At 58.3% G+C, this 23239-nt stretch carries 20 protein-coding genes; 11 read left to right on the plus strand and 9 right to left on the minus strand.

Annotation, left to right across the window (positions count from 1 at the left end; genetic code table 11):
* Window positions 1–79 precede the first annotated feature (79 nt).
* Complete coding sequence (locus tag MKS11_RS14050; protein ID WP_004201637.1) at window positions 80–1549, minus strand: amino acid permease; 1470 nt, start codon at window positions 1547–1549, stop codon at window positions 80–82.
* A 181-nt stretch (window positions 1550–1730) separates the two neighbouring features.
* A complete protein-coding gene (gene yieE / locus MKS11_RS14055; protein ID WP_004201638.1) occupies window positions 1731–2597 on the minus strand; it encodes a DNA-binding transcriptional regulator YeiE in 867 nt (288 codons plus the stop codon).
* A 265-nt stretch (window positions 2598–2862) separates the two neighbouring features.
* Between yieE and MKS11_RS14060 the strand changes: the two genes are divergently transcribed.
* Window positions 2863–3912: a YeiH family protein gene (locus MKS11_RS14060; RefSeq protein ID WP_004201639.1), complete on the plus strand. Its 1050-nt coding sequence runs from the start codon at window positions 2863–2865 to the stop codon at window positions 3910–3912.
* Window positions 3913–3983: 71 nt separating this feature from the next.
* Window positions 3984–4838, plus strand: coding sequence for a deoxyribonuclease IV (gene nfo, locus MKS11_RS14065; RefSeq protein WP_023318749.1), 855 nt, complete (start codon window positions 3984–3986; stop codon window positions 4836–4838).
* Window positions 4839–4891: 53 nt separating this feature from the next.
* Here nfo and fruA read toward each other — a convergent pair whose 3' ends face one another.
* The 3 genes from fruA to fruB are packed head-to-tail and all read right to left on the minus strand — an operon-like array spanning window position 4892 to window position 8672.
* The gene (gene fruA, locus MKS11_RS14070) at window positions 4892–6586 is read right to left on the minus strand and encodes a PTS fructose transporter subunit IIBC (protein ID WP_004201641.1); all 1695 of its coding nucleotides are present in this window, start codon (window positions 6584–6586) and stop codon (window positions 4892–4894) included.
* A gap of 16 nt (window positions 6587–6602) precedes the next feature.
* Window positions 6603–7541 carry a 1-phosphofructokinase gene (gene fruK / locus MKS11_RS14075; protein ID WP_002912941.1) on the minus strand — a complete coding sequence of 313 codons (939 nt, stop codon included), beginning with the start codon at window positions 7539–7541 and terminating at the stop codon, window positions 6603–6605.
* Entirely contained in the window at window positions 7542–8672 is a 1131-nt protein-coding gene (gene fruB, locus MKS11_RS14080) for a fused PTS fructose transporter subunit IIA/HPr protein (protein ID WP_004201642.1), read from the minus strand.
* 336 nt (window positions 8673–9008) lie between these two features.
* Here fruB and setB point away from each other — a divergent pair, with 336 nt between their 5' ends.
* A complete protein-coding gene (gene setB / locus MKS11_RS14085; RefSeq protein ID WP_165708034.1) occupies window positions 9009–10190 on the plus strand; it encodes a sugar efflux transporter SetB in 1182 nt (393 codons plus the stop codon).
* Between the two features lie 34 nt (window positions 10191–10224).
* Here setB and MKS11_RS14090 read toward each other — a convergent pair whose 3' ends face one another.
* Both MKS11_RS14090 and MKS11_RS14095 read right to left on the minus strand, forming a co-directional pair.
* Window positions 10225–11361 carry an HlyD family secretion protein gene (locus MKS11_RS14090; RefSeq protein ID WP_211773127.1) on the minus strand — a complete coding sequence of 379 codons (1137 nt, stop codon included), beginning with the start codon at window positions 11359–11361 and terminating at the stop codon, window positions 10225–10227.
* Between the two features lies 1 nt (window position 11362).
* Window positions 11363–11707 carry a DUF3302 domain-containing protein gene (locus tag MKS11_RS14095; protein ID WP_017899321.1) on the minus strand — a complete coding sequence of 115 codons (345 nt, stop codon included), beginning with the start codon at window positions 11705–11707 and terminating at the stop codon, window positions 11363–11365.
* Window positions 11708–11920: 213 nt separating this feature from the next.
* Here MKS11_RS14095 and MKS11_RS14100 point away from each other — a divergent pair, with 213 nt between their 5' ends.
* Window positions 11921–12853: a LysR family transcriptional regulator gene (locus tag MKS11_RS14100; RefSeq protein ID WP_032456409.1), complete on the plus strand. Its 933-nt coding sequence runs from the start codon at window positions 11921–11923 to the stop codon at window positions 12851–12853.
* A 2-nt stretch (window positions 12854–12855) separates the two neighbouring features.
* On the opposite strand, the gene MKS11_RS14105 is transcribed toward MKS11_RS14100, so the two are convergent.
* Entirely contained in the window at window positions 12856–13110 is a 255-nt protein-coding gene (locus MKS11_RS14105) for a YkgJ family cysteine cluster protein (protein ID WP_004201647.1), read from the minus strand.
* Window positions 13111–13257: 147 nt separating this feature from the next.
* Between MKS11_RS14105 and yeiP the strand changes: the two genes are divergently transcribed.
* Window positions 13258–13830 (plus strand): elongation factor P-like protein YeiP, encoded by a 573-nt coding sequence (yeiP, locus tag MKS11_RS14110; protein ID WP_002912951.1) that lies wholly within the window; start codon window positions 13258–13260, stop codon window positions 13828–13830.
* Between the two features lie 71 nt (window positions 13831–13901).
* Here the strand turns inward: yeiP and uxuA are convergent, their stop codons facing one another.
* Window positions 13902–15092, minus strand: coding sequence for a mannonate dehydratase (gene uxuA / locus MKS11_RS14115; RefSeq protein ID WP_094334362.1), 1191 nt, complete (start codon window positions 15090–15092; stop codon window positions 13902–13904).
* 207 nt (window positions 15093–15299) lie between these two features.
* On the opposite strand from uxuA, the gene MKS11_RS14120 reads away from it, so the two are divergent.
* From MKS11_RS14120 to MKS11_RS14145, 6 genes are all read left to right on the plus strand, one after another.
* Window positions 15300–16766, plus strand: a complete 1467-nt coding sequence (locus tag MKS11_RS14120; RefSeq protein WP_048295214.1) for a mannitol dehydrogenase family protein — start codon at window positions 15300–15302, stop codon at window positions 16764–16766.
* 120 nt (window positions 16767–16886) lie between these two features.
* Window positions 16887–17864 carry a GTP-binding protein gene (locus MKS11_RS14125; RefSeq protein WP_043520310.1) on the plus strand — a complete coding sequence of 326 codons (978 nt, stop codon included), beginning with the start codon at window positions 16887–16889 and terminating at the stop codon, window positions 17862–17864.
* 37 nt (window positions 17865–17901) lie between these two features.
* The gene (locus MKS11_RS14130; RefSeq protein WP_004201651.1) at window positions 17902–18615 is read left to right on the plus strand and encodes a phosphatase PAP2 family protein; all 714 of its coding nucleotides are present in this window, start codon (window positions 17902–17904) and stop codon (window positions 18613–18615) included.
* Between the two features lie 427 nt (window positions 18616–19042).
* Complete coding sequence (mepS, locus tag MKS11_RS14135; protein ID WP_004201653.1) at window positions 19043–19612, plus strand: bifunctional murein DD-endopeptidase/murein LD-carboxypeptidase; 570 nt, start codon at window positions 19043–19045, stop codon at window positions 19610–19612.
* Window positions 19613–19799: 187 nt separating this feature from the next.
* Window positions 19800–21362 carry a cyclic di-GMP phosphodiesterase gene (locus tag MKS11_RS14140; protein WP_017899315.1) on the plus strand — a complete coding sequence of 521 codons (1563 nt, stop codon included), beginning with the start codon at window positions 19800–19802 and terminating at the stop codon, window positions 21360–21362.
* Window positions 21363–21430: 68 nt separating this feature from the next.
* Window positions 21431–23236, plus strand: a complete 1806-nt coding sequence (locus MKS11_RS14145; RefSeq protein WP_211773126.1) for an extracellular solute-binding protein — start codon at window positions 21431–21433, stop codon at window positions 23234–23236.
* The last annotated feature ends 3 nt before the right edge of the window (window positions 23237–23239 follow it).

Consider the following 23239-nt stretch of genomic DNA (forward strand, 5'->3'; position numbering starts at 1 on the left):
GAATTGTGTCAGGCTGTAACTGCGCGGACATAAAAAAAGCCCTCTGTATCAGAGGGCTTATGCTGTATCACCGCCGGGATTAACGCTTAAAGCGGTCCGGGAAGGTCATATCGCTGTAACGAACGAAGCGGGTGCCTTTCGCCAGTTTGTAGCCAAACCAGATGACGAGGAACAGCGGAATACCGATGTAGGTCGCCGCCACACCGCCCCAGTCAATGGTGTCCTTGAGGAACGCTTCATAGTTCTGTCCCAGGGTGATGATGAGGCACAGCACGAAGGCGAAGATCGGCCCCAGCGGGAAGAACCCGGAACGATACGGCAGGTTATTGAGATCGTTACCCTGCAGGACGTAGCCGCGACGGAAACGGTAGTGGCTGATGGCAATCCCCAGCCAGGCGATAAAGCCCGTCATCCCGGAGGTGTTCAGCAGCCACAGGTACACCGTCTGGTTACCGAACATCGAAGTCAGGAAGCACAGCGCCGCGATAACGGTGGTCGCGTACAGGGCGTTGCGCGGCACGCCGCCACGCGACAGCTTCGAGAAGATGCGCGGCGCTTTGCCGTCGCAGGCCAGGGTATACAGCATACGCGTAGAGGCGTACATCCCCGAGTTACCCGCCGACAGAACGGCCGTCAGGATAACGGCGTTCATGATCGCCGCCGCCGACAGCAGACCGGCGTGCTGGAAGACCAGCGTGAACGGGCTGACGGAGATATCTTTAACGTCGTTGCGCAGCAGGCTCGGATCGGTATATGGAATGATCAGGCTGATAATCAGGATCGCGAAGACGTAAAACAGCAGGATACGCCAGAAGACCTGGCGCACCGCGCGCGGAATGTTCTTCTCCGGGTTCTCAGACTCACCGGCGGCAATACCGATAAGCTCGGTGCCCTGGAAGGAGAAGCCGACAATCATCGCCACGCCGATCATCGCCGAGAAGCCGCCGGCAAACGGCGCATCCGCGATCCCCCAGTTGCTCCAGCCGGCAGGCTGCGCCCCTTTGAAGATGCCGACAATCATCATCACGCCGACGATGATAAAGATAATGACGGTGGCCACTTTGATCAGCGAGAACCAGTATTCCGCCTCGCCAAAGCCGCGCACCGAGATCCAGTTCAGCAGGAACATAATGCCGAGGAACAAGGCGCTCCAAATCCAGCCCGGGGTGTCAGGGAACCAGTAGCTCATCACCAGCTGCGAGGCCACCAGATCAACGGCGATCGTTACCGCCCAGTTGTACCAGTAGTTCCAGCCCAGCGCGAAGCCAAAGCCCTCTTCAACATAATTCTGCCCGTAGGTGGCGAAGGAACCGGACACCGGCATAAACGCCGCCAGTTCGCCCAGGCTGGTCATCAGGAAATAGACCATCAGACCGATCAGAATATAAGACAGCAGCGCCCCGCCGGGACCTGCTTGCGAAATTGTTGCGCCAGAGGCAACAAAAAGACCCGTACCGATGGAACCGCCGATGGCGATCATGGTCAAGTGGCGCGCCTTCAGTTCACGACGTAGCGTGGGCGCTTCTGTGGTTTTAGTTTCCGAAACCATGTGATAATGCTATCCATCTAAAAAATGAGGCGCGATTGTAGCAGACGATCGGGGTTCCATCCGGTACAAATGCAAAGTTATAAGAGAGCTTCATGATCGACCGCAAATTATTAGTAAAGCACTAACCTGCGGAATTGCCAGCAAATTCCCCCCACCATTATCAGGCGATAAAGCCGGATCGCTACACCTGGCAATACTGCAGAAAACGTTGTAATGCTTTAGAAATATGCTTCTGCCGGTGGTGGATCCGCCATAGCGTGCGCGTCAGCCGGGGCAGCGGCACTTTCAGCTCCGCCAGCGTGCCGGAGGCCAGCTGTTCGGCAATCACCCGCCGCGATAAGCAGCTGATCCCCAGCCCATGGCGTACCGCGTGTTTGATCGCCTCCGAGTTGCCGAGCTCCATCCCCAGATGAAACGCCGGCAGATGCGACAGCAGAACGTAATCGACAATCTCCCGGGTGCCGGACCCATGCTCGCGCAGGATCCACGGCGCCTCGGCCAGTTGCTGCAGGGTCACCTCCCCCGCCAGCAGCGGCGAGTCAGGCGCGGCAAACACCACCAGCTCATCTTCCAGCCACGGCTCGGCAATAATATCGGCGGCATGACACGGCCCCTCGATCAGACCGAAATCCACCCGCAGGTCGGCAACGGCGTTGATCACGTCCAGGCTGTTGCCCACGCTCAGCTCAACCGGCAGATCCGGGAAGTCATGGCGATAGCGGGCGATGATCTCCGGCATAATATAGTTGCCGATGGTGCTGCTGGCGTAGACCCGAATCGCCCCGTTGTCGCCGCGAAACAGCTGCTCGATCTCCAGGGCCCGCTCCAGCAGCGCCAGGGCGCGCGGATAGAGCAACCGTCCATGCTCATTGACCACCAGCCGCTTGCCGACGCGGTCGAACAGCTGTACGCCGAGCTGCCCTTCCAGATCGGTCAGCGCGGCGCTGACCGCAGATTGCGAAAGCGCCAGCATCTGTGACGCCTGAGTGGTCGACCCACTCTTGTGGACTTCGGCGAACACTTCCAGCTGCCGCAGCGTAATATGCATAACCCACCCGTTGAGTAATCCAGTCTGAATAACCTTTCTTACTATGGTGACACAAATCGAGGCGGCTGATGGAAGGAAAATCCCCTTACGTCACAAAATCATCGTCTTGCTGACAAGAACAGCTCGCCTCCGCGCCTCACTCCCCTGCCCCATTGTCACCGGCGAAGCGGTCATTAACCACTTATTACGATTGATTATAAACATATAATCAATTTTATATTTAATCCCGCGCGGCGTAACCTTTAGGCAGACAAAGGAGAAGGTTATGACAGCACTCACTTTACCCACCAAACATCGTTCCCTGTGGCATTTTGTCCCAGGCCTGGCGCTAACCGCCGCCCTGACCGGCGCCGCCCTGTGGGCCGGTAGCTTTCCGGCCATTGCCGGGGCGGGCTTCAGCGCCCTGACCCTCGCTATCCTGTTCGGGATGGTCGTCGGTAACACGGTCTATCCGAAAATCTGGCAACCCTGCGACGGCGGGGTGATCTTCGCCAAACAGCATCTGCTGCGCCTGGGGATCATCCTCTACGGCTTCCGCCTGACGTTCGCCCAGATTGCCGACGTCGGCGTGAGCGGTATTTTGATTGACGTTCTGACGCTCTCCAGCACCTTTTTCATCGCCTGCTTCCTGGGCCAGAAAGTGTTTGGGCTCGATAAGCACACCAGTTGGCTGATCGGCGCCGGCAGCAGCATCTGCGGCGCTGCAGCTGTGCTCGCCAGCGAGCCGGTGGTCAAAGCCGAAGCCAGTAAAGTGACCGTCGCCGTCGCCACGGTGGTGATCTTCGGTACCATCGCCATCTTCCTCTACCCGGCGATGTACCCGCTGCTGGCGCACTGGTTTACCCCGGAGACCTACGGGATCTATATGGGTTCCACCATGCATGAAGTGGCGCAGGTCGTCGCCGCCGGCCATGCGGTCAGCCCGGATGCGGAGAATGCCGCGGTTATCGCTAAAATGCTGCGCGTGATGATGCTGGCCCCGTTCCTGCTGTTCCTGGCGGCGCGTGTTAAACAGCTGACCCCGGCGGGTAACGGCGAGAAAAGCAAAATCACCATTCCGTGGTTTGCCATTATGTTCATCCTGGTGGCAGTGTTTAACTCCTTCCATCTGCTGCCGAAAGCGGTAGTGGATATGCTGGTGACGCTGGATACCGTCCTGCTGGCGATGGCCATGGCCGCTCTTGGGGTGACCACTCACGTCAGCGCGCTGAAAAAAGCCGGGGCGAAACCGCTGCTGATGGCGCTGATGCTGTTCGTCTGGTTGATTGTTGGCGGTGGGGCCATTAACGTCGCGATCCACAGCCTGATGGCATAAAGCACTACATCTTTCTCCAGTTAAGCCGCTATCATTACCCACCCCCCAGCGGCTTTAACTGGAGTTTTTTTATGAAATACGTAGGAGCGCACGTGAGCGCCTCAGGTGGACTGGCCAATGCCGCCATTCGCGCCGCCGAAATCGAAGCAACCGCCTTCGCCCTCTTCACCAAAAACCAGCGCCAGTGGCGCGCCGCGCCGCTCAGCGACGAGACCATCGCCGAATTCAAAGCCGCCTGTGAAAAGTATCACTTTGGCCCCGGGCAGATCCTGCCGCACGACAGCTACCTGATTAACCTCGGCCATCCGGTGGAAGAAGCGCTGGAAAAATCCCGTGATGCCTTCATCGATGAGATGACCCGCTGCCAGCAGCTGGGGCTGACGCTGCTCAACTTCCACCCCGGCAGCCATCTGCAGCAGATCCCGGAGGAGGAGTGCCTGGCGCGCATCGCCGAATCGATCAATATCGCGCTGGCCAAGACCGAAGGCGTCACCGCCGTGATCGAAAACACCGCCGGCCAGGGCAGCAACCTCGGCTTTAAGTTCGAGCATCTCGCGGCCATCATCGATGGCGTGGAAGATAAAACCCGTGTCGGCGTCTGCATCGATACCTGCCACGCCTTCGCCGCCGGCTACGACCTGCGCAGCGCCGAAGCCTGCGAGAAGACCTTTGCCGACTTCGAGCGTATCGTCGGCTTTCAGTATCTGCGCGGCATGCACCTCAACGATGCCAAGAGCGCCTTTGGCAGCCGGGTTGACCGTCACCATAGTCTGGGGGAAGGCAACATCGGCCACGACTGCTTCAGCTGGATCATGCAGGACAGCCGCTTCGACGGCATTCCGCTGATTCTGGAAACCATCAACCCGGATATCTGGGCGGAAGAGATAGCCTGGCTGCGGGCGCAGCAGATCGCCGAAGTGGCGTAAACAGAGACATAAAAAAAGGGCCGAACAGTCGGCCCTTTTTTATTGCGGAGAGATTATGCCGCTTTTTCGACTTCCGCTACCTGCGCTTCCGGGCGTTTCAGCACCGCGTAGGAGAGGCCCGCCACCAGCGTCCCGGCGACAATCGCCAGCAGGTAGCCCAGCACTGGCGTAATCGCCCCCGGGATCAGCAGAACAAACAGCCCGCCGTGCGGCGCCATCAGTTTTGCGCCAATTGCCATCGAGATAGCGCCGGTTACCGCGCCGCCGACGATACAGCAAGGCAGCACGCGCATCGGGTCACGGGCGGCAAAAGGAATCGCCCCTTCAGAGATAAAGCACAGGCCGAGAACCAGCGCGGCTTTGCCCCCTTCCCGCTGCCCTTTGTCGAACTTATTGCGGGCAACCAGCGTCGCGACACCCATCGCCAGCGGAGGCACCATACCGGCCGCCATGATCGCCGCCATCGGCGCGTAAGTCTGGGTACTCAGCAGGCCAACGCCGAAGGCATAGGCCGCTTTGTTCACCGGGCCGCCCATGTCGGTACACATCATCGCGCCGAGGATCGCGCCCAGCAGAACCGCGTTGGCGGTGCCCATGGTTTGCAGCCAGTGGGTCAGCCAGGCAAGGATACCGGCGACCGGTTTACCGATCAGGTAGATCATCGCCAGGCCCACGATCAGGCTGGAAACCAGCGGAATGATCAGGATTGGCTTCAGCGCTTCCATACTCTGCGGCAGTTTCAGCTTAGTGCTGATGGCTTTCGCCACGTAACCGGCAAGGAAACCGGCGATGATCCCGCCGATAAAGCCGGAGCCGCCGCTGACCGCCAGCATACCGCCGATAAGACCCGGGGTCAGACCCGGACGGTCGGCAATAGAGAAGGCGATAAAGCCCGCCAGCACCGGCACCATCAGCGCGAAGGCCGAGCCGCCGCCGATTTGCATCAGCGCCGCCGCCAGGGTGTCTTTTACTTCAAACGCTTTGATCCCGAAGGCAAAGGAGAGCGCGATACACAGGCCGCCCGCCACCACCATCGGCAGCATGTAGGAGACGCCAGTCAGCAGGTGGCGGTAGGCGCCCGCCGACTCTTTTTTACCTTCGCCAGCAGCCTGAGGTTTCCCGGAAGGCTGGTACGGTTTGGCTTCCACCACCGCTTTGTCCAGCTCCTGGGCGGTTTTCTTCAGCGCCAGACCGGTGGTAGTGCGATACATCGGCTTGCCGGCGAATTTCGCCAGGTCGACTTCGATATCAGCGGCGACGATCACTAGATCCGCCTCGGCCACCTCTTCCGGGGTGATAGCATTGCCCGCGCCGACGGAGCCGCGAGTTTCCACTTTCACCCACCATCCGCGTTTTTTCGCTTCGGTTTCAATGGCTTCAGCGGCCATAAAGGTATGGGCAACGCCGGTCGGACAGGCGGTGACCGCGACAATACGTTTCGGTCCGCTGGTGGCCGCCGGGACTGCCGCGGCGGCAGGCGCCGCGTACGGCGTCGCATGGCCCTTGGCTTCGCTCAGGAACAGCTCCGGGTGCGCCACGGCGCGATTAATATCGCCGAGGAAAACCTGTTTGCCGTTCAGCGCGCTGTCAGTGGGCAGCGCCGACCCGAGAACAATCACCAGTTCGGCGTCGTTGGGGTTATCAATCAGTTCAAGGTGCGCTTTTGGCGCGGCGGCGCCCAGCAGGGTTTTCGCCATATAGGCGCGCGCCTGTCCGAGTCCGGCATCAATAATCAGCAGCGTTTTCATTATGCCTCTCCTGCTGTCAATTAAAGGGTTGTAAGTCGACGCGCGCCATCATCGCGGCCAACTGGGTACGGTCGGTGATCCCTACATTGCTCTGGCTGACGGCCAGGGCAGCGACAGCGGTCGCCAGGCGCAGGGTATGTTCGCTGGATTCACGCATCAGCAGGCCGTAAATCAGGCCGCCGACCATCGAATCGCCGGCGCCAACGGTGCTGACCACTTCGACTGAAGGCGGCTTGGCAATCCACTCGCCGGAGGCGTTCACCCACAGCGCGCCCTCTTCGCCCAGGGAAATCACTACGTGAGCGATCCCCTGCTCGCGCAGCGCATGGGCGGCGTCGATAACGTCTTTCATCTCCGGCAGCTTACGGCCAGCCCAGATTTCCAGCTCACGACGGTTCGGTTTCACCAGCCACGGCGCCGCTTTCAGTCCGGCAACCAGCGCTTCGCGGCTGCTGTCGAAAATGATGCACGGGCACTGGCTGCGCAAACGGGTCATCCAGTCGGTAAAGGCCTCCGGGCTGACGCCGGACGGCAGACTGCCGCTGACGCAGACCATATCGAACTGCCCGAGCCAGCTCAGGGAGTCGTTGACGAAGCGTTCCCAGTCGCCCGGGGTCACTTCAAAGCCGGAGAAGTTGAAATCGGTCACTTCGCCATCTTTTTCCGTCAGCTTAACGTTGATGCGGGTCCGGCCCTGCACCACCTGGAAACGGTTGGCGATCCCCAGCTCGCTGAACAGCTGCTGAAAGCCATCCTGGTTGTCTTTCCCCAGGAAGCCGCCGACGGTGACGTCAATGCCAAGATCTTTCAGCACTTTCGCCACGTTGATGCCTTTCCCGGCGGCGTGCAGGCCGGTGGTACGCACCAGGTTCACTTCACCGCGCTCGATCTCCGGGGTGAAGCCCACCAGATCGTACGCCGGGTTTAAAGTAATGGTTGCTACACGTCTGCTCATTTATGCGCCCTCCCCAAGGCCTGCGGCGATCGCTTCGCCAATCGCATCCAGCGCTTGTTGCGCATCTTCACCCTGCGCGGTAAAGCGCAGACGGTGACCTTTTTTCACACCCAGCGCCACGACCTTCATCAGGCTACGACCGTTGGCCGGCTTGCCGGAACCGTCGAGGTTAGTGACGGTGACGTCACTGGAAAATTGTTTAATGGTGTTGACCAGCATGGTGCCCGGACGGGCATGCAGGCCATGCTCATTGCGCACCACAAATTCGGCGCTCAGCACATCTTCGGCAATCGCGTCGTCGCTGGTCAGCAGCGCCAGCACGGTGGCGGCGTCGGCTTTCAGCAGATGGTCAGCTTTCTTGTCCAGCAGCAGCTTGCTCAGGCGGTTCAGCACCGCGGTTGGCTGCTCGTCGGTCATCGCCACCGTGACCAGCAGGGAAACCGGCTGATCGTCGCGGGTGAAGGCGGTGGCGGCGCGGCTGACCGCCACGGCGCTGCGCAGATTGCCTTCAGCGCTGTCGTTCAGCCAGATGCCCTGACCGAGGTTCAGCGGCGTATCGTTAATGACGTGGCTAACGAAGGCGGAATCCACCGCGCCTGCTTCTTTCAGACGCGCGGCGTTCAGCGCCTGCAGGGTCAGCAGATCGCTGGCCGCGACGTCGAGACTGAGGGTCTCGTTGTCCAGCTTCAGCGCTTCGCTCTGTTTCTCTCCCATCAGCAGCGCACGCAGCTCTTCCGCGGTGGTGGCGGACTGCAGCTGGGCGGCGACGGCGTCATCGCTCAGCACGTGGGTCAGCTGACGCAGCAGGCCGAGGTGTTCATCTGAGCTGGCGGCAATCCCGATCGCCACATAGGCGGTCTGCCCTTCGCCCCAGGTGACGCCCTGCGGGAACTGAAACACCTGAACGCCGGTCTTCAGCACCTGATCACGCGTATCCGTCGTGCCGTGCGGGATCGCGATCCCGTTGCCGAGGAAGGTCGAGGTCTGCTGCTCGCGCGCCAGCATGCCGTTCACGTAGCCATCGGCCACGTTGCCGGCGCTGACCAGCGCGGCGGCGACCTGCCGGATGGCCTCTTCTTTATTACCGGCCTGCTGGCCGGGATGAATATCCTGCACAGATAACTGGAACATGGTTCTCCTCTCCTGCTGAATTGAATCGTTTCAGCTAACTTGAGAAAAAAGGCGCCATCTGACGGTGAACGATATGTCGAATGACGCTGAAAAGTTTCAAGAATTTTGTACCTTTCTTGCTCAATGCGCAAGGTACGTCAGCGACTTGATTGCAGAACTTAGAGGTACTGCACACTTTTGCTGAAGCCCTGGCGCCTGGCTGGGGTAAGCGTCAGCTTTTTGCTGAACCTTGTATTTTGAAACGCCTTTTTAATTATTCGTGCCATACTACTGTTTATTTTCAGCCAGCAGGCGTAAACTCCGCGCCGTCTCCTGAAACTACAGAAAACCAAACACATGGAAAACCGAAGCGCCGCCCTTCCCCGACGCGGATTCGATGTCATCTCTTCCGCCTTCCTGATCGTCGCCTTTCTGACGGGCATTGCCGGGGCGTTGCAGACGCCGACCCTGAGCCTGTTTCTGACCAATGAAGTACACGTCCGCCCGGCGATGGTGGGTTTCTTTTTTACCGGCAGCGCCGTCATAGGCATTCTGGTCAGTCAGTTCCTCGCCGGACGTTCTGACCGTCAGGGCGACCGCAAGCAGCTGATTGTCGTCTGCTGCCTGCTGGGAGTGCTGGCCTGCGTGCTGTTTGCCTGGAACCGGAACTACTTCATTTTGCTGTTCGTCGGCGTCTTCCTCAGCAGCTTTGGTTCGACCGCCAACCCACAGATGTTCGCCCTCGCGCGCGAGCATGCCGACAAAACCGGCCGCGAAGCGGTGATGTTCAGCTCCATTTTGCGCGCCCAGGTTTCCCTGGCATGGGTGATTGGTCCCCCGCTGGCCTATGCGCTGGCGATGGGGTTTGGCTTTACCGCGATGTACCTCAGCGCCGCGGCGGCGTTTATCGTCTGCGGGATAATGGTCTGGCTGTTCTTGCCCAGCATGCGCAAAGCGAAGGCGGTGGCGACCGGCCGGCTGGAAGCCCCGCGCACGCACCGCCGCGATGCGCTGTTGCTGTTCAGCATCTGCACGCTGATGTGGGGCACGAACAGCCTGTACATCATTAATATGCCGCTGTTTATCATTAACGAGCTGCATCTGCCGGAGAAGCTGGCCGGCCTGATGATGGGTACCGCCGCCGGGCTGGAAATCCCCACCATGCTGATTGCCGGTTACTATGCCCGGCGCTTCGGTAAACGCTTTCTGATGCGCCTCTCCGCGGTGGCTGGGGTGCTGTTTTATGTGGGCATGCTGACGGTGCATACGCCGGGGCTGCTGCTGGCGATGCAGGTGCTGAACGCCATCTATATTGGGATCCTCGCCGGGATTGGCATGCTTTATTTCCAGGATTTGATGCCCGGGCAGGCAGGCGCTGCCACCACCCTCTACACCAATACCACCCGCGTCGGTTGGATCATCGCCGGCTCACTGGCGGGCGTGGTGGCAGAGATCTGGAGCTATCATGCGGTGTTCTGGATTGCGCTGGTCATGGGGATCGCCACGCAGGCCTGCCTGTGGCGGATCAGGGACGTCTAGATAAGGTTGCCCGGCCGGAGCCGGGCAATGGGGATTAATGATCCAGATAGAGATAATGCAGCCAGCTGGTCATGCGCAGCAGCACTTTGCGCATAATCGACACATGGGCAAAATAATCGGTATACACCGCCGCCTGGGCGCTGACCCCGTCCGGTAAATGTTCCACTTCCGGATGGGGATCGAGGTCGATCAGCACGTAAATGCCCTCTTTCCCTGCCCCGGCGTTCAGTCCTTGCAGCGCGCCGCTGGCCTGGTAGCTGCCGTCCGGGACGGTCGGCAACACCCGCGATACCTTACCGCTGTAGACGCTGCCCGGCAGACCGTTAAACACCACCTCCGCGCTATCCCCGGCCGTCAGACGCAGGACCGAATTCTGGCGGAATACCGCCACCACCTGGCGCTTTTGCTGGGGAATAAACACCAGCACCGGCTTGAAGGGCAGACGCACCGCGGTCATCCCCGGCCGCGCCAGAAGCTGGGTGACGTAGCCGTCGCTCGGCGCGCGAATCACGGTTTGCGCCAGATTATACTCCGCTTCAAGGATCTGCGATTTCAGGCTGGCAAGATTGGCATCCAGCCCGTGGTAGCGTCCGGATACCTGCTCTCGGGCGTTTTGTAATTGCGCTTTCGCCGCCTGCAGTACCGCCGACTGGATCTGCACCTGCTGCCTGGCATGGGTCACATCCTGTTCCGAAAAAGGATTCACCGGCATGGCCGCTCCCTGGGCATAGCGCTGGTAGTCGCGGGTGACCCGGTCGTACTCCGCCTGCGCCTGCTGTACTCTGGCGCTGGCATCGTCAATGGTTGCCTGCTTCGCCCGCAGCGTGGCCTCCTCGGCCGCCAGATCGGCTTTCAGCTTGTTCAGCCGTGCGCGGTAGCGGGTATCGTCGATGCGAAACAGCAGTTCGCCCTTCTTCATTAACACATTGGTTTTACTGGTCACCTCCACCACCTCGCCTGATACCTGCGGCACCATCGGAATGGAGACGACAATTTTTTGCGCTCGCATCGTATAGGGGTGGTTATAGTTCATCGTTAATATTAGTGCACCGACGATCACTATTCCGCCTAATATAGCGGTGGGGATCGTCCATTTATTTACTGGAATGCGAAATATTTTAAACACGCCCCAGGCAATGGCGACATAGCAAAGGATAATTAACAGATCCATATTATTTCTCGCTATTCTCCACCGACGCCTGCTGGCTGTTTTTTAATGCCGCTTCAAGTAACGCAATGCGTTTCTCCAGCTCCGCTCGCTGCTGATGTCCTTCGGTCTGTGAGGCCATCCCCCAGCCACGATCAGGCCGGTACAACGTGGCCCAGATCCACAGAAAAGGCCAGATAGCATGCAGGGTAAACAGGCTTATCCAGCCTGCTACATGAATCGCGTCCTGATGGGGATGCTGGCGTTTTTGCGCGATGTGATAGGGAATATCGTGGATAATAATAACTCCATAAAACAATATGAGAAATACCAGTATTAATACAAACAAAGCAAAATAATTAAGCAGCATGGTGCATATATACTCAGTAAGCCAGCGGGAAGATCGTTATTTTTAATCACGTCGAGAACCACAAAAGAAGCAATAAAACGCACAGATTTCCTTAAATAAACGACTGTTCAACGCAAAGGCCATCATACGTTCAGCGGATCAATAAATCACATGGCAATTCAGCCAAACTGGTATATCATTTTTGATATACTATTAATATCAGGCAGCGATAAGATGTTGAAAGACTTTAAAATGGACGAGCTGAGGATCCTCTGCGCCATCGCCGAAACCGCCAGCGTAAGCCGGGCAGCCCAGCGCCTGAATATGCCCCAGTCTAACGTCTCACGGACGCTGACCAGCGTGGAGCGGAAAGTCGGTCTGGCTATTTTTCTGCGCACCGCCAGGGAACTGGTGCGTACCGAGTTCGGCGAGCAATTTATTCACGCCAGCAGCGCCGTTCTTGCGCAGCATGAGCAGCTTATCAACCTCGCCGACCGTTATAAGAACACACTGCAGGGCGTTGTCACCCTTGGCGCGCCCATCGGCATCCACCAGTTTCTCGGGCGCTATATTCTGCCAGCGCTAAGAAAAACGCTGCCGGAGCTGCAGATCAATCTGGTCACCCGCAACGCCAGCGAGCGGGAACAGAAATACGGCGCCATTTTCAATAGCGACTGCGATCTGCTGATAAGCCCCTTTAAGCCACAGAATGAAAACCTCATCGCCCGCCCGTTTACCCGCTTTCGTACCGGCGTCTTCGCCTCCCCGGATTACCTCACGCAACACCCTATCGCCGAACCGGAGGCGCTGGTGGATCATGAGTGCATCACCCTGCGTATGCTGGGCGGCAGCGACAATATCTGGACCTTCAAAAGCAAAAACGGCAAACCGCTTAATCTCACGGTAAAGGGGGGATTCGTGTGCGATAACACGCTGCCGGCGGTGGAGCTGGCGAAGCTGGGGATGGGGATCGTTTATGCGCCCTACTATTCACTCGCCACCGAGCTGGCGGCAGGACAGTTGGTTCCCTGTCTGAAAAAGGAGCGCTGTATCGATCTGCAGGCCTGGCTTATCTACCAGCGACGGGACATTCTTCCGCTGCGCGTCCAGGCGCTGCTGGACGGCCTCAGCGTCCATATCAAAAACCTGTCTCATTTGCTGCTTTAAGCTCAGGGCGCGGTGGCCAGCTCAAGCGCCAGCAGCCAGGTAATGGCTTCATCACGATGAGTCAAGCACATCTCCGGCGAGGGCTGCAGGCTGGCGCACACCTTCGGGCGCAGTGGGGAACCGAAAATGAGGCACAGATTGTGCTCGGAGAGCTGAATACAGCGAGTGTTGGCCGGCTTGCCCTGCGGCATGCCGGGGATCGGCGATGATATAGAGGGGGCGATGCAACATGCGCCACAATCAGTACGACATTCCACAACCCAGCTCCCGAACGCTCATTTTGCGCCACAGCCTAAACGTTTTGCCAGAAGATAGCAAAACTCGCGAATTCCACTTGCCTGAACGCCCGGGCGCGAGTAGTTTTACGCGATATTTTTGACTCGTTAAGTGACAGGATTACTGCAATGCCAAGAGCGAATGAAATTAAAAAAGGTATGGTGCTGAATTACAACGGCAAGCTGCTGATTGTGAAAAATATCGATATTCAGTCACCCAGCGCCCGCGGTGCTGCGACACTGTATAAAATGCGCTTCTCCGATGTGCGTACCGGCCTGAAAGTAGAAGAGCGCTTCAAAGGCGACGATATCGTCGATACCGTGACCCTGACCCGCCGTTTCGTTGACTTCTCTTATGTCGATGGCAACGAATACGTGTTCATGGATAAAGAAGACTACACCCCTTACACCTTCACAAAAGAGCAGATCGAAGAAGAGCTGCAGTTTATTCCGGAAGGCGGCATGCCGGATATGCAGGTGCTGACCTGGGATGGGCAACTGCTGGCGCTTGAGCTGCCGCAGACCGTGGACCTGGAAATTATCGAAACCGCGCCGGGGATTAAAGGGGCATCCGCCAGCTCCCGCACCAAGCCCGCCACCATGAGCACTGGCCTGGTGATTCAGGTGCCGGAATACCTGACCACCGGTGAGAAAATCCGCATTCATATCGAAGAGTGCCGCTATATGGGCCGCGCGGATTAATCTTCCGTGACGAGTTGACCAGAAAAAAGGACAGCCGCTGGCTGTCCTTTTTATTATCCCCATTGCCGCGATTACAGCAGTTCAGGGTATTTGGTCATCTTCAGCGCCAGCTCCACGCCGCGTACTTCCGCCATCCCCTTGAGACGGCCAATCGCCGAATAGCCTGGGTTGGTTTTCTTGCGCAGATCGTCGAGCATCTGATGACCATGATCCGGACGGAAGGGGATCGGGCGCAGATCGCCGGCCTGTTTACGCCGCTGCTCTTCACGCAGAATCGCATCCACCACCGCCACCATATTAACGTCGCCGCTAAGGTGCGCCGCCTCGTGGAAGGTTTTCGGGTTCGCTTCACGGCAGGTGGAGCGCAGATGGGTAAAGTGAATGCGATCGCCAAAGGTCTCCACCATCTTCACCAGATCGTTATCGGCGCGGACGCCATAGGATCCGGTGCACATGGTAAAGCCATTATTAATGCTGTCCACTGTCTCTTTCAGCCACTGCATATCTTCAATGGTCGAGACGATACGCGGCAGGCCAAGGATCGGCCGCGGCGGATCGTCCGGATGCACAGCCAGACGGATCCCCACCTCTTCGCACACCGGCACGATGGCCCGCAGGAAATAGGCCATATTTTCGCGCAGCTGCGCTTTATCGATGTGGTCATATTCCGCCAGACGCGCGCGGAACTGGTCGAGGGTGTAACCCTCTTCCGCTCCCGGCAGGCCGGCGATGATATTGCGGGTTAGTTTCTCAATGTCCGCTTCGCTCATCGCCTTGTAATACGCCTCGGCCTGGCGCTGCTCTTCTTCGCTGTAATCCGCTTCCGCCCCCGGGCGTTTGAGGATATGCAGTTCAAAGGCGGCGAAGGCGATCTGATCGAAACGCAGCGCCCGGGAGCCATCCGGCAGCTCATATTCCAGATCGGTGCGCGTCCAGTCGAGGATCGGCATAAAGTTGTAGCATACGGTATCGATGCCGCAGGCCGCGAGGTTGCGGATGCTCTGCTGATAGTTGGCAATCCAGGTCGCATACTGCCCGCTGTGGGTTTTAATATCCTCGTGCACCGGAATGCTTTCGACCACCGACCAGGTCAGCCCTTTCGCCGCTAACAGCGCCTGACGCGCTTTAATCTCGTCGACCGGCCAGACCTGACCGTTTGCAATATGGTGCAGCGCAGTGACGACCCCGGTCGCTCCTGCCTGCCGTACATCATCAAGCGATACCGGATCGTTCGGCCCATACCACCGCCAGGTTTGCTCCATCGCTATGCCCTCACAAAAGTTGTTATACCAATAATGGCGACACTCATGACGACTACCATACATGTTTCTCAGCAGGCTGCAAACAGTGCCGGCGCATTGATTGATCCAGCTCACAGTCAGCGGATAATTTCGGCTTACCAATTTAATTTCCTGTCATATAACTTTAGACTGGCAATGTTAATAAGCAGTTAAACAGGTGTGTAAAGAATGACAACAATTGCAACCGCTACGCTACCGGAAAACGTGCAACGTCCTCAGTACGATCGCAGCCAGCTCCGCTCGCGTATTGTCCATTTCGGCTTTGGCGCGTTTCATCGCGCGCACCAGGCGCTGCTGACCGATCGCGTGCTGAATAACATCGGCGGCGACTGGGGGATCTGCGAAATCAGTCTGTTCAGCGGCGATACGCTGATGAGCCAGCTGCGCGAACAGGACCACCTGTTTACCGTACTGGAAAAAGGCGCCGACGGTAATCAGCCCATTATTATCGGCGCAGTGCACGAATGCCTGAACGCCAGGCTCGATTCGCTGGCGGCGATTATCGAGAAATTCTGCGAGCCGCAGGTGGCGATTGTCTCGCTGACCATCACGGAAAAAGGCTATTGCATCGATCCGGCGACCGGCAAGCTGGATCCGACGCATCCGCGCATCGTTCACGATCTGGAAAATCCGACGCTCCCGCAGTCGGCTCCCGGTATTTTAGTTGAAGCGCTGGCCCGCCGCCGGGAACGCGGCCTGCCGCCCTTTACCGTGCTCTCCTGCGATAACATTCCCGATAACGGCCACGTGGTGAAAAATGCCGTCCTCGGCATGGCGGAAAAACGCAGTCCGGCGCTGGCGAGCTGGATCGCCGACAACGTTAGCTTCCCGGGCACCATGGTGGATCGCATTGTTCCCGCCGCCACCGCCGAGTCGCTGGCAGAAATCGCCGCCGTGCTGGGAGTGGAAGATCCCTGCGCCATCAGCTGCGAACCCTTCATTCAGTGGGTAGTCGAAGACCACTTTGTCGCCGGGCGCCCCGCCTGGGAGACGGCAGGCGTGCAGATGACCGACGACGTGCTGCCCTGGGAGCAGATGAAGCTGCGGATGCTCAACGGCAGCCACTCTTTCCTCGCCTGGCTTGGCTATCTGGCAGGTCATGCGCACGTCAGCGACTGCATGCAGGATGAGGTCTTCCGCCGCGCCGCCCGCCAGCTGATGCTTGACGAACAGGCCCCGACGCTGACCATTACCGGCGTCGACCTGGCGGCCTATGCCGACAGCTTAATCGCGCGCTTCAGCAACCCGGCGCTCAAACACCGTACCTGGCAAATCGCCATGGACGGCAGCCAGAAGCTACCCCAGCGCATGCTCGATGGTATTCGCGTGCATCTTGAGCGCGGCAGCCGCTGGCCGCTGCTGGCCCTCGGCGTGGCCGGCTGGATGCGCTACGTCAGCGGCACGGACGATGCCGGTCAGGCCATCGACGTGCGCGATCCGCTGGTGGACAAGATCCAGCAGCGGGTGGCGCAGAGCGATGAGCAGCAGCGTGTTGACGCCCTGCTGGGTTTGGAGGAAATATTTGGCCGCGACCTGCCGCGCAACGCCCTGTTTGTCGCCGGGATCCGCGCCGCCTGGCAGCAGCTGGCGATGCACGGCGCCCGCGAGGCAGTTGCCCGCGCGCTCGATTCTTAACAATATTTGCGCTTATGCGGACAGAATTCCCTTCTGTCCGCCTCAGGACTTCTCTTTTCCCTCTTTTTTCGTCAGGATAGGCATAACTGTTACAACATTACATTTATCCTGGAGAAAAGAGTGACCAGAACCAATTTGATCACCGGCTTTCTCGGCAGCGGTAAGACGACCTCGATTCTTCATCTGTTGGCGCAGAAGCCTGCGGATGAAAAATGGGCCGTACTGGTTAACGAGTTTGGCGAAGTCGGGATAGACGGCGCGCTGCTGGCCGACAGCGGCGCCCTGCTCAAAGAGATCCCCGGCGGCTGCATGTGCTGTGTCAATGGCCTGCCGATGCAGGTCGGACTGAACACCCTGCTGCGCCAGGGGAAACCCGATCGTCTGTTGATCGAACCTACCGGACTTGGCCATCCAAAGCAGATCCTCGATATTCTCACCGCGGCGGTGTATGAACCCTGGATCGATCTGCGCGCGACCCTGTGCATCCTCGATCCGCGTCAGCTACTGGACGAGAAAGCGGTCAACAACGACAACTTTCGCGACCAGCTGGCGGCGGCGGATATCATCGTGGCCAATAAAAGCGATCGGGAAACGCCCGAAAGCGCTCAGGCGTTTGCCGACTGGTGGCAACGCTGGGGCGGCGAGCGCCGCCAGGTGTCGGCGACCCAGGGGAATATCGACCTCGCCCTGCTTGATGAACCCCGGCGCAACACCGCCCCACTGCCGGCGAGCGCGGAGCACGCCCATCGCCATCCTCCAACAGCCGGTCTCGCCGCCCTTAGCCTGGCGGAACACCAGCGCTGGCGCCGCCACCTTAACAGCGGCCAGGGCTATCAGGCCTGCGGTTGGATCTTCGACGCGGAAACGGTCTTTGACACCATCGCCCTGCTGGAGTGGGCCCGGCTGGCGCCGGTGGCGCGCGTCAAAGGTGTGCTGCGCATTGCCGAAGGGGCGGTGCGGATCAACCGCCAGGGTGAGGATCTGCATATCGAGACCCTCAGCGTTGCCCCGCCCGATAGCCGCATCGAGCTTATCTCCGCTAATGAAGCCGACTGGAACGCGCTCCAGACCTCATTGTTGAGGCTTCGTTTAAGTTAAGGCGGCTAAGGTTGCCGCCGACTGTCACAAAATCGCAATGGCTATGATGAAAAACCGAATTCCTTTAATCTTGTTGCTAAACATCGCGGGTGTGGCGCTATTTTGCTCCTGGTATCTGCCAGCCAACCACGGCGCGTGGGCGCCTGTTGACTCCGCGATCTTCCATTTCTTTAACCATGGCGTCAGCGTCAGCCGCGCTTACGCCTGGCTGCTGGCGATCATCAACAATCGCGCCTTCGACGCCTGCTCGCTGCTGGCGATGGGGTGCCTGATGCTTAGCTACTGGCTCAAGGCGCCAGCGGCAGGCCGTCGTCAGATCGCCATTATGGGCCTGGTGATGCTGCTGGCGGCGGTGATCATCAACCAGCTGGCGCAGCACCTGATGCCGGTTCAGCGCGCCAGCCCGTCGCTGTTTTTCAGCGATGTGACCCGCGTCAGCGACGTCGTTAACTTCCCCACTAAGGATGCTTCCAAGGACAGCTTCCCCGGCGATCATGGGATGATGCTGCTGATCTTCGCGAGCTTTATGTGGCGCTATTTTGGTCGCCGCGCGCTGGCTGTGGCGCTGGTGATATTTGTGGTCTTTGCTTTCCCGCGGGTGATGATTGGCGCCCACTGGTTCAGCGATATTGCCGTCGGCTCGCTGACCGCCGTGCTGATTGGCGCGCCCTGGGTATTGATGACTCCCCTGAGCGATAAACTGATCGCCTTTTTCGATCGCTACTTACCCGGTGGAATATCAGCCAAATAATGTCTCCGGCAGTCGCCAGACTCATTATCTATAAGGGGACCTTTTGGGTCCCTTTTTTTCAATTGTCCTTTTTTTCTACATCACGTTCATCTTCTTGTCACATTAATCCCGTGACAAATGAAGGAATTGTCTGTTTTTTGCCCGATATTGTCGCTATTTTGGCCTTTCCCGATGATTCACTTTTTGTCACCAAAATACTTATAAGAAATCGCGCAAAACCGCTCGCCATGCGGCGTTTGATAGGGTAATCTCGTTCTCGTTTTGCCTTTTCCGCAACATTAATTCAAGGCGTGAATAAAATTGTGCGTGACTGCACAAATTTAAGCTTAAGGAATTGTCTCATTGCGGATGGGTATTTAGGCTCTAACACGTTTGGCATTTTTTATAACGACATTGTCGTTAAGGACAACAAGGGAAAATAAACAGCATGGTCAAATCTCAGCCGATTTTGAGATACATCTTGCGGGTAGCCCCCGCGATTGCAGTAGCGGTTCTGCTTTCCGCGTGTAGTTCAACAAGTACCGCCAGGAATATGCATTCTGAGACGCATGCTGTGGGTAGTGGCGATTTATCATCACTGCAAGCCTCTCAGGATGAATTTGAAACGATGGTCCGTAACCTGGACGTGAAGTCCCGTTTAATGGATCAGTATGCCAGCTGGAAAGGCGTGCGTTACCGCCTCGGCGGCAGCACCCGCAAAGGTATCGACTGCTCGGCGTTCGTGCAGCGCACCTTCCGCGAACAATTTGGTCTGGAACTGCCGCGTTCAACTTCTGAACAGCAGGAAACCGGAAAATCGATTTCCCGTACCCAGCTGCGTACCGGCGATCTGGTTCTGTTCCGTGCCGGTTCTACCGGCCGCCATGTAGGGATCTACCTCGGCAACAACCAGTTTGTTCACGCCTCTACCAGCAGCGGGGTGACTATCTCCAGCATGGATGAGCCATACTGGAAAAAGCGCTACAACGAAGCGCGTCGAGTCCTGAGCCGCTCGTAAACTGTCCTCTACCGCCGCCGGTTATCCCTTGGCTGGAAGCGGGATAAAAAACACTGCCCCGGCAGTGTTTTTTTTTGCCACCTGATTCTGAACGACGCAAAATAAGCTATGTCTTTTAAGTGGGAATGAGAAAAACGACGACTGACAACCCGTTGCTGCGCATCAATAACACGGAAAGACTATAGCTATGCTGACTCGCTACTTTTCGCCCCAGCGTAAAACCTGGATAACCAGCTTGTGCGTGGGAGTTATCGTCGCGCTACTGGCCGGCAGCATTCAGTTTATGGTGATTTACCATAACCGGGCGGAGCGTTTCGACGCCATTATCAACAACGTTAATACCTATCTGAAGAGCTACTTTCACGACCTGCGGCAGACCATCGACGGCCTGCAGCCGCTGGTGGACCAGCCCTGCGAGAATATTGACTCCGGGCTCACCTCCCATGCCGCTTTCAGCCCTAACGTCCGCGCCTTTCTGCTGGTCAAAAACGGCGTGGCCTTTTGCTCCTCGGCAACCGGCGCCATGGATACCCCCCTCACCCAGCTGATCCCGGCCATTGATATCCGTAAACCCCTTGATATGGCCATTTTGCCGGGCACGCCGATGATGCCGAAGAGCGCGGCGCTGGCGTTGTGGGTAGGAAAACCTGGTGATAAAAACAGCGGCATTTTCGTGTCGATTAACGCCAATCTCACACCGTATATCCTCTATTCTGCACGGCAGAATGATTTCAGCGGCATTGCGCTGGCCATCGATCACACCGCCATCTCCACCTTCAGTAACCGGCTGGTGGATCCGCAAACGCTGCATAACGCGCCGATCCGCCAGACACAGATCGAGGGTTTACCGCTGAAGGTCTACCTGTATGCCAACAGCTGGCTGGCGGAAAATACGCAGTTTGCTCTGCTGCTCGGAGTGGTGTGCGGCCTGCTGGCGGGGCTACTCTGCTATTACGTGCTGACGATCAAATCGGATCCGCGAAAATCCATTCTCCTGGGGATCAAAAACAACCAGTTCTACGTCGTCTATCAGCCGGTGGTGAATGCCCAGACTCTGCATATCAGCGGTGTCGAGGTCCTGATGCGCTGGCGCCATCCGGTGGTGGGCGAAATCCCGCCCGACGTTTTTATTAACCTGGCCGAAACCCAGCAGATGATCGTGCCGCTAACCCATCATCTGCTGGCGCTGATCGCCCGCGATGCTGCGGTGTTGAAGCGTATTCTGCCGCGCGGCGTCAAGCTGGGGCTGAATATATCTCCTGCCCATCTGCAGGCCGACAGCTTCCGCGACGATATGCTGCGCTTCGCCGCCGCGCTGCCCGCCGGCCATTTTCACGTGGTGCTGGAGGTGACCGAGCGGGCGATGATTGATAAAGAAAAATCGATGGCTAACTTCGCCTGGCTCCACCGCCAGGGATTCGAAATCGCGATTGATGATTTTGGCACCGGGCATAGCGCGCTGATCTACCTTGAGCGCTATAACTTCGACTATCTGAAGATCGATCGCGGTTTTGTGCAGGCGATCGGCACCGAAACAGTTACCTCGCCAGTGCTGGATGCGGTACTGACCCTCAGCCGCCGGCTGAAATTAATGACCGTCGCCGAAGGGGTGGAGACCCAGGAGCAGGCGGAGTGGCTCCGCGCTGAGGGGGTTCATTTCCTGCAGGGGTACTGGATCAGCCGGCCGCTGTCGCTGGCGGCGCTGGTGGCCGCGCACGATGAACCCGCGAACTATTTCACAACGCGTTAAGTCTCACTTATGATGCGGGAACAGAAGTCGGCCATGGGGGCCGGCTATGACGGGGTATTCTGCCGCCTATGTATGCGCGACTTTTTCTGCTTCTGCTTGCTCTGTTTAGCCTGAGCGCTAACGCGCAATCCATTCAGGAAAGCGTCGCCTTCGCGATTATCGGCGAGCCCAAATACGCCGCCGGTTTCAGCCATTTTGATTATGTCAATCCACAGGCGCCGAAAGGTGGCACGCTCACCCTGGCGGCAATCGGCACCTTCGACAACTTCAACCGCTACGCGCTGCGCGGCAATCCCGCGGTACGAACTGAGGCGCTCTACGATCCCCTGTTCACCACTTCGGATGATGAGCCCGGGAGCTATTATCCGCTGATTGCCGAGCGGGCGCGCTACGCCGGGGACTATTCATGGATGGAGATCGCTCTCAACCCCCGCGCCCGTTTTCACGACGGCACGCCAATCACCGCCCAGGATGTCGCTTTTACCTTCAAGAAGTTTATGACCGAAGGGGTGCCGCAGTTCCGCCTCTTTTATAAAGGCACCACCGTGAAGGCCATCGCGCCGTTGACTGTGCGTATCGACCTCGGCCAGCCCGGTAAAGAGAATATGCTGAGCCTGCTGAGCCTACCGGTGATGCCCGAGGCGTTCTGGCGCCATCACAAACTTAGCGACCCGCTGTCAAAGCCACCGCTGGCCAGCGGACCCTATCGCATCAGCGCCTGGCGGATGGGACAGTATATTACCTATTCCCGGGTCACCGACTACTGGGCGGCCGACCTGCCGGTCAACCGCGGTCGCTGGAACTTCGATACGCTGCGCTATGACTATTATCTTGACGACAACGTCGCTTTTGAAGCCTTTAAAGCCGGGGCCGTTGACCGCCGGGAAGAGACGGTCGCCAAAAACTGGGCTACCCGCTACGTTGGCCGCAACTTCAGCCGCGGCTACATCATCAAAGAGGAGTATGCCAACACCTCGGCGCAGGATACCCAGTGGCTGGCGTTCAATATCCAGCGCCCGGTATTCGCCGATCGCCGGGTGCGGGAGGCCATTACCCTGGCATTTGATTTTGAATGGATGAACAAAGCGCTGTTCTACAGCGCCTATCAGCGCGCCAATAGCTATTTCCAGAACACCGAATATGCCGCCCGCAGCCTGCCCGACGCGGCCGAACTGGCCCTGCTGACGCCGATGAAAAACGAACTGCCCCCCGAGCTCTTCAGCCAGGTTTACCAGCCGCCGGTCTCCCGCGGCGATGGCTTTGACCGCGCCAACTTACTCAAAGCCGACGCCCTGCTCAACGCGGCAGGCTGGACGGTGAAGAACCAGCGCCGGGTTAACGCCGCCACCGGCAAGCCGCTGCGCTTTGAGCTGCTGATGCCGGCCGGAAGCAATGACCGCTGGGTGCTGCCGTTCCAGCACAACCTGCAGCGCCTGGGGATCGTCATGGATATTCGTCAGGTGGATAACTCGCAGTACAGCAACCGCCGCCGCAACCGCGATTACGACATGATGCCAAGCCTGTGGCGTGCCATGCCCTGGCCGGGGACCGACCTGCAAATCTCCTGGGCGTCAGACTATATTCACTCCAGCTACAACGCGCCGGGGGTGCAGAGTCCGGTGGTAGATAAACTGATTGCGCAGATCCTGCAGTGGCAGGGTAATAAGCAGAAGCTGATCCCGCTCGGCCGGGCGCTGGACCGCGTCCTCACCTGGAACCACTATATGTTGCCGATGTGGTATATGGCGCAGGACCGCACCGCGTGGTGGAATAAATTCTCGTTCCCGAAAACCCGCCCCATTTATTCGTCCGGCCTTGATACCTGGTGGTATGACGCGAACAAAGCGGCCACCCTCCCCGCGGACAGACGCTAAGGA

It is taken from the genome of Klebsiella sp. K5-45 (assembly GCF_030128605.1).
GTDB lineage: Bacteria > Pseudomonadota > Gammaproteobacteria > Enterobacterales > Enterobacteriaceae > Klebsiella > Klebsiella quasipneumoniae.

Excerpts from the sequence above, each read along its gene's own strand:
- MKS11_RS14050 (WP_004201637.1), bottom strand. The coding sequence starts at position 1,549 with ATGGTTTCGGAAACTAAAACCACAGAAGCGCCCACGCTACGTCGTGAA.
- yieE (WP_004201638.1), bottom strand. The coding sequence starts at position 2,597 with ATGCATATTACGCTGCGGCAGCTGGAAGTGTTCGCCGAAGTCCACAAG.
- MKS11_RS14060 (WP_004201639.1), top strand. The coding sequence starts at position 2,863 with ATGACAGCACTCACTTTACCCACCAAACATCGTTCCCTGTGGCATTTT.
- nfo (WP_023318749.1), top strand. The coding sequence starts at position 3,984 with ATGAAATACGTAGGAGCGCACGTGAGCGCCTCAGGTGGACTGGCCAAT.
- fruA (WP_004201641.1), bottom strand. The coding sequence starts at position 6,586 with ATGAAAACGCTGCTGATTATTGATGCCGGACTCGGACAGGCGCGCGCC.
- fruK (WP_002912941.1), bottom strand. The coding sequence starts at position 7,541 with ATGAGCAGACGTGTAGCAACCATTACTTTAAACCCGGCGTACGATCTG.
- fruB (WP_004201642.1), bottom strand. The coding sequence starts at position 8,672 with ATGTTCCAGTTATCTGTGCAGGATATTCATCCCGGCCAGCAGGCCGGT.
- setB (WP_165708034.1), top strand. The coding sequence starts at position 9,009 with ATGGAAAACCGAAGCGCCGCCCTTCCCCGACGCGGATTCGATGTCATC.
- MKS11_RS14090 (WP_211773127.1), bottom strand. The coding sequence starts at position 11,361 with ATGGATCTGTTAATTATCCTTTGCTATGTCGCCATTGCCTGGGGCGTG.
- MKS11_RS14095 (WP_017899321.1), bottom strand. The coding sequence starts at position 11,707 with ATGCTGCTTAATTATTTTGCTTTGTTTGTATTAATACTGGTATTTCTC.
- MKS11_RS14100 (WP_032456409.1), top strand. The coding sequence starts at position 11,921 with ATGTTGAAAGACTTTAAAATGGACGAGCTGAGGATCCTCTGCGCCATC.
- yeiP (WP_002912951.1), top strand. The coding sequence starts at position 13,258 with ATGCCAAGAGCGAATGAAATTAAAAAAGGTATGGTGCTGAATTACAAC.
- uxuA (WP_094334362.1), bottom strand. The coding sequence starts at position 15,092 with ATGGAGCAAACCTGGCGGTGGTATGGGCCGAACGATCCGGTATCGCTT.
- MKS11_RS14120 (WP_048295214.1), top strand. The coding sequence starts at position 15,300 with ATGACAACAATTGCAACCGCTACGCTACCGGAAAACGTGCAACGTCCT.
- MKS11_RS14130 (WP_004201651.1), top strand. The coding sequence starts at position 17,902 with ATGGCTATGATGAAAAACCGAATTCCTTTAATCTTGTTGCTAAACATC.
- mepS (WP_004201653.1), top strand. The coding sequence starts at position 19,043 with ATGGTCAAATCTCAGCCGATTTTGAGATACATCTTGCGGGTAGCCCCC.
- MKS11_RS14140 (WP_017899315.1), top strand. The coding sequence starts at position 19,800 with ATGCTGACTCGCTACTTTTCGCCCCAGCGTAAAACCTGGATAACCAGC.
- MKS11_RS14145 (WP_211773126.1), top strand. The coding sequence starts at position 21,431 with ATGTATGCGCGACTTTTTCTGCTTCTGCTTGCTCTGTTTAGCCTGAGC.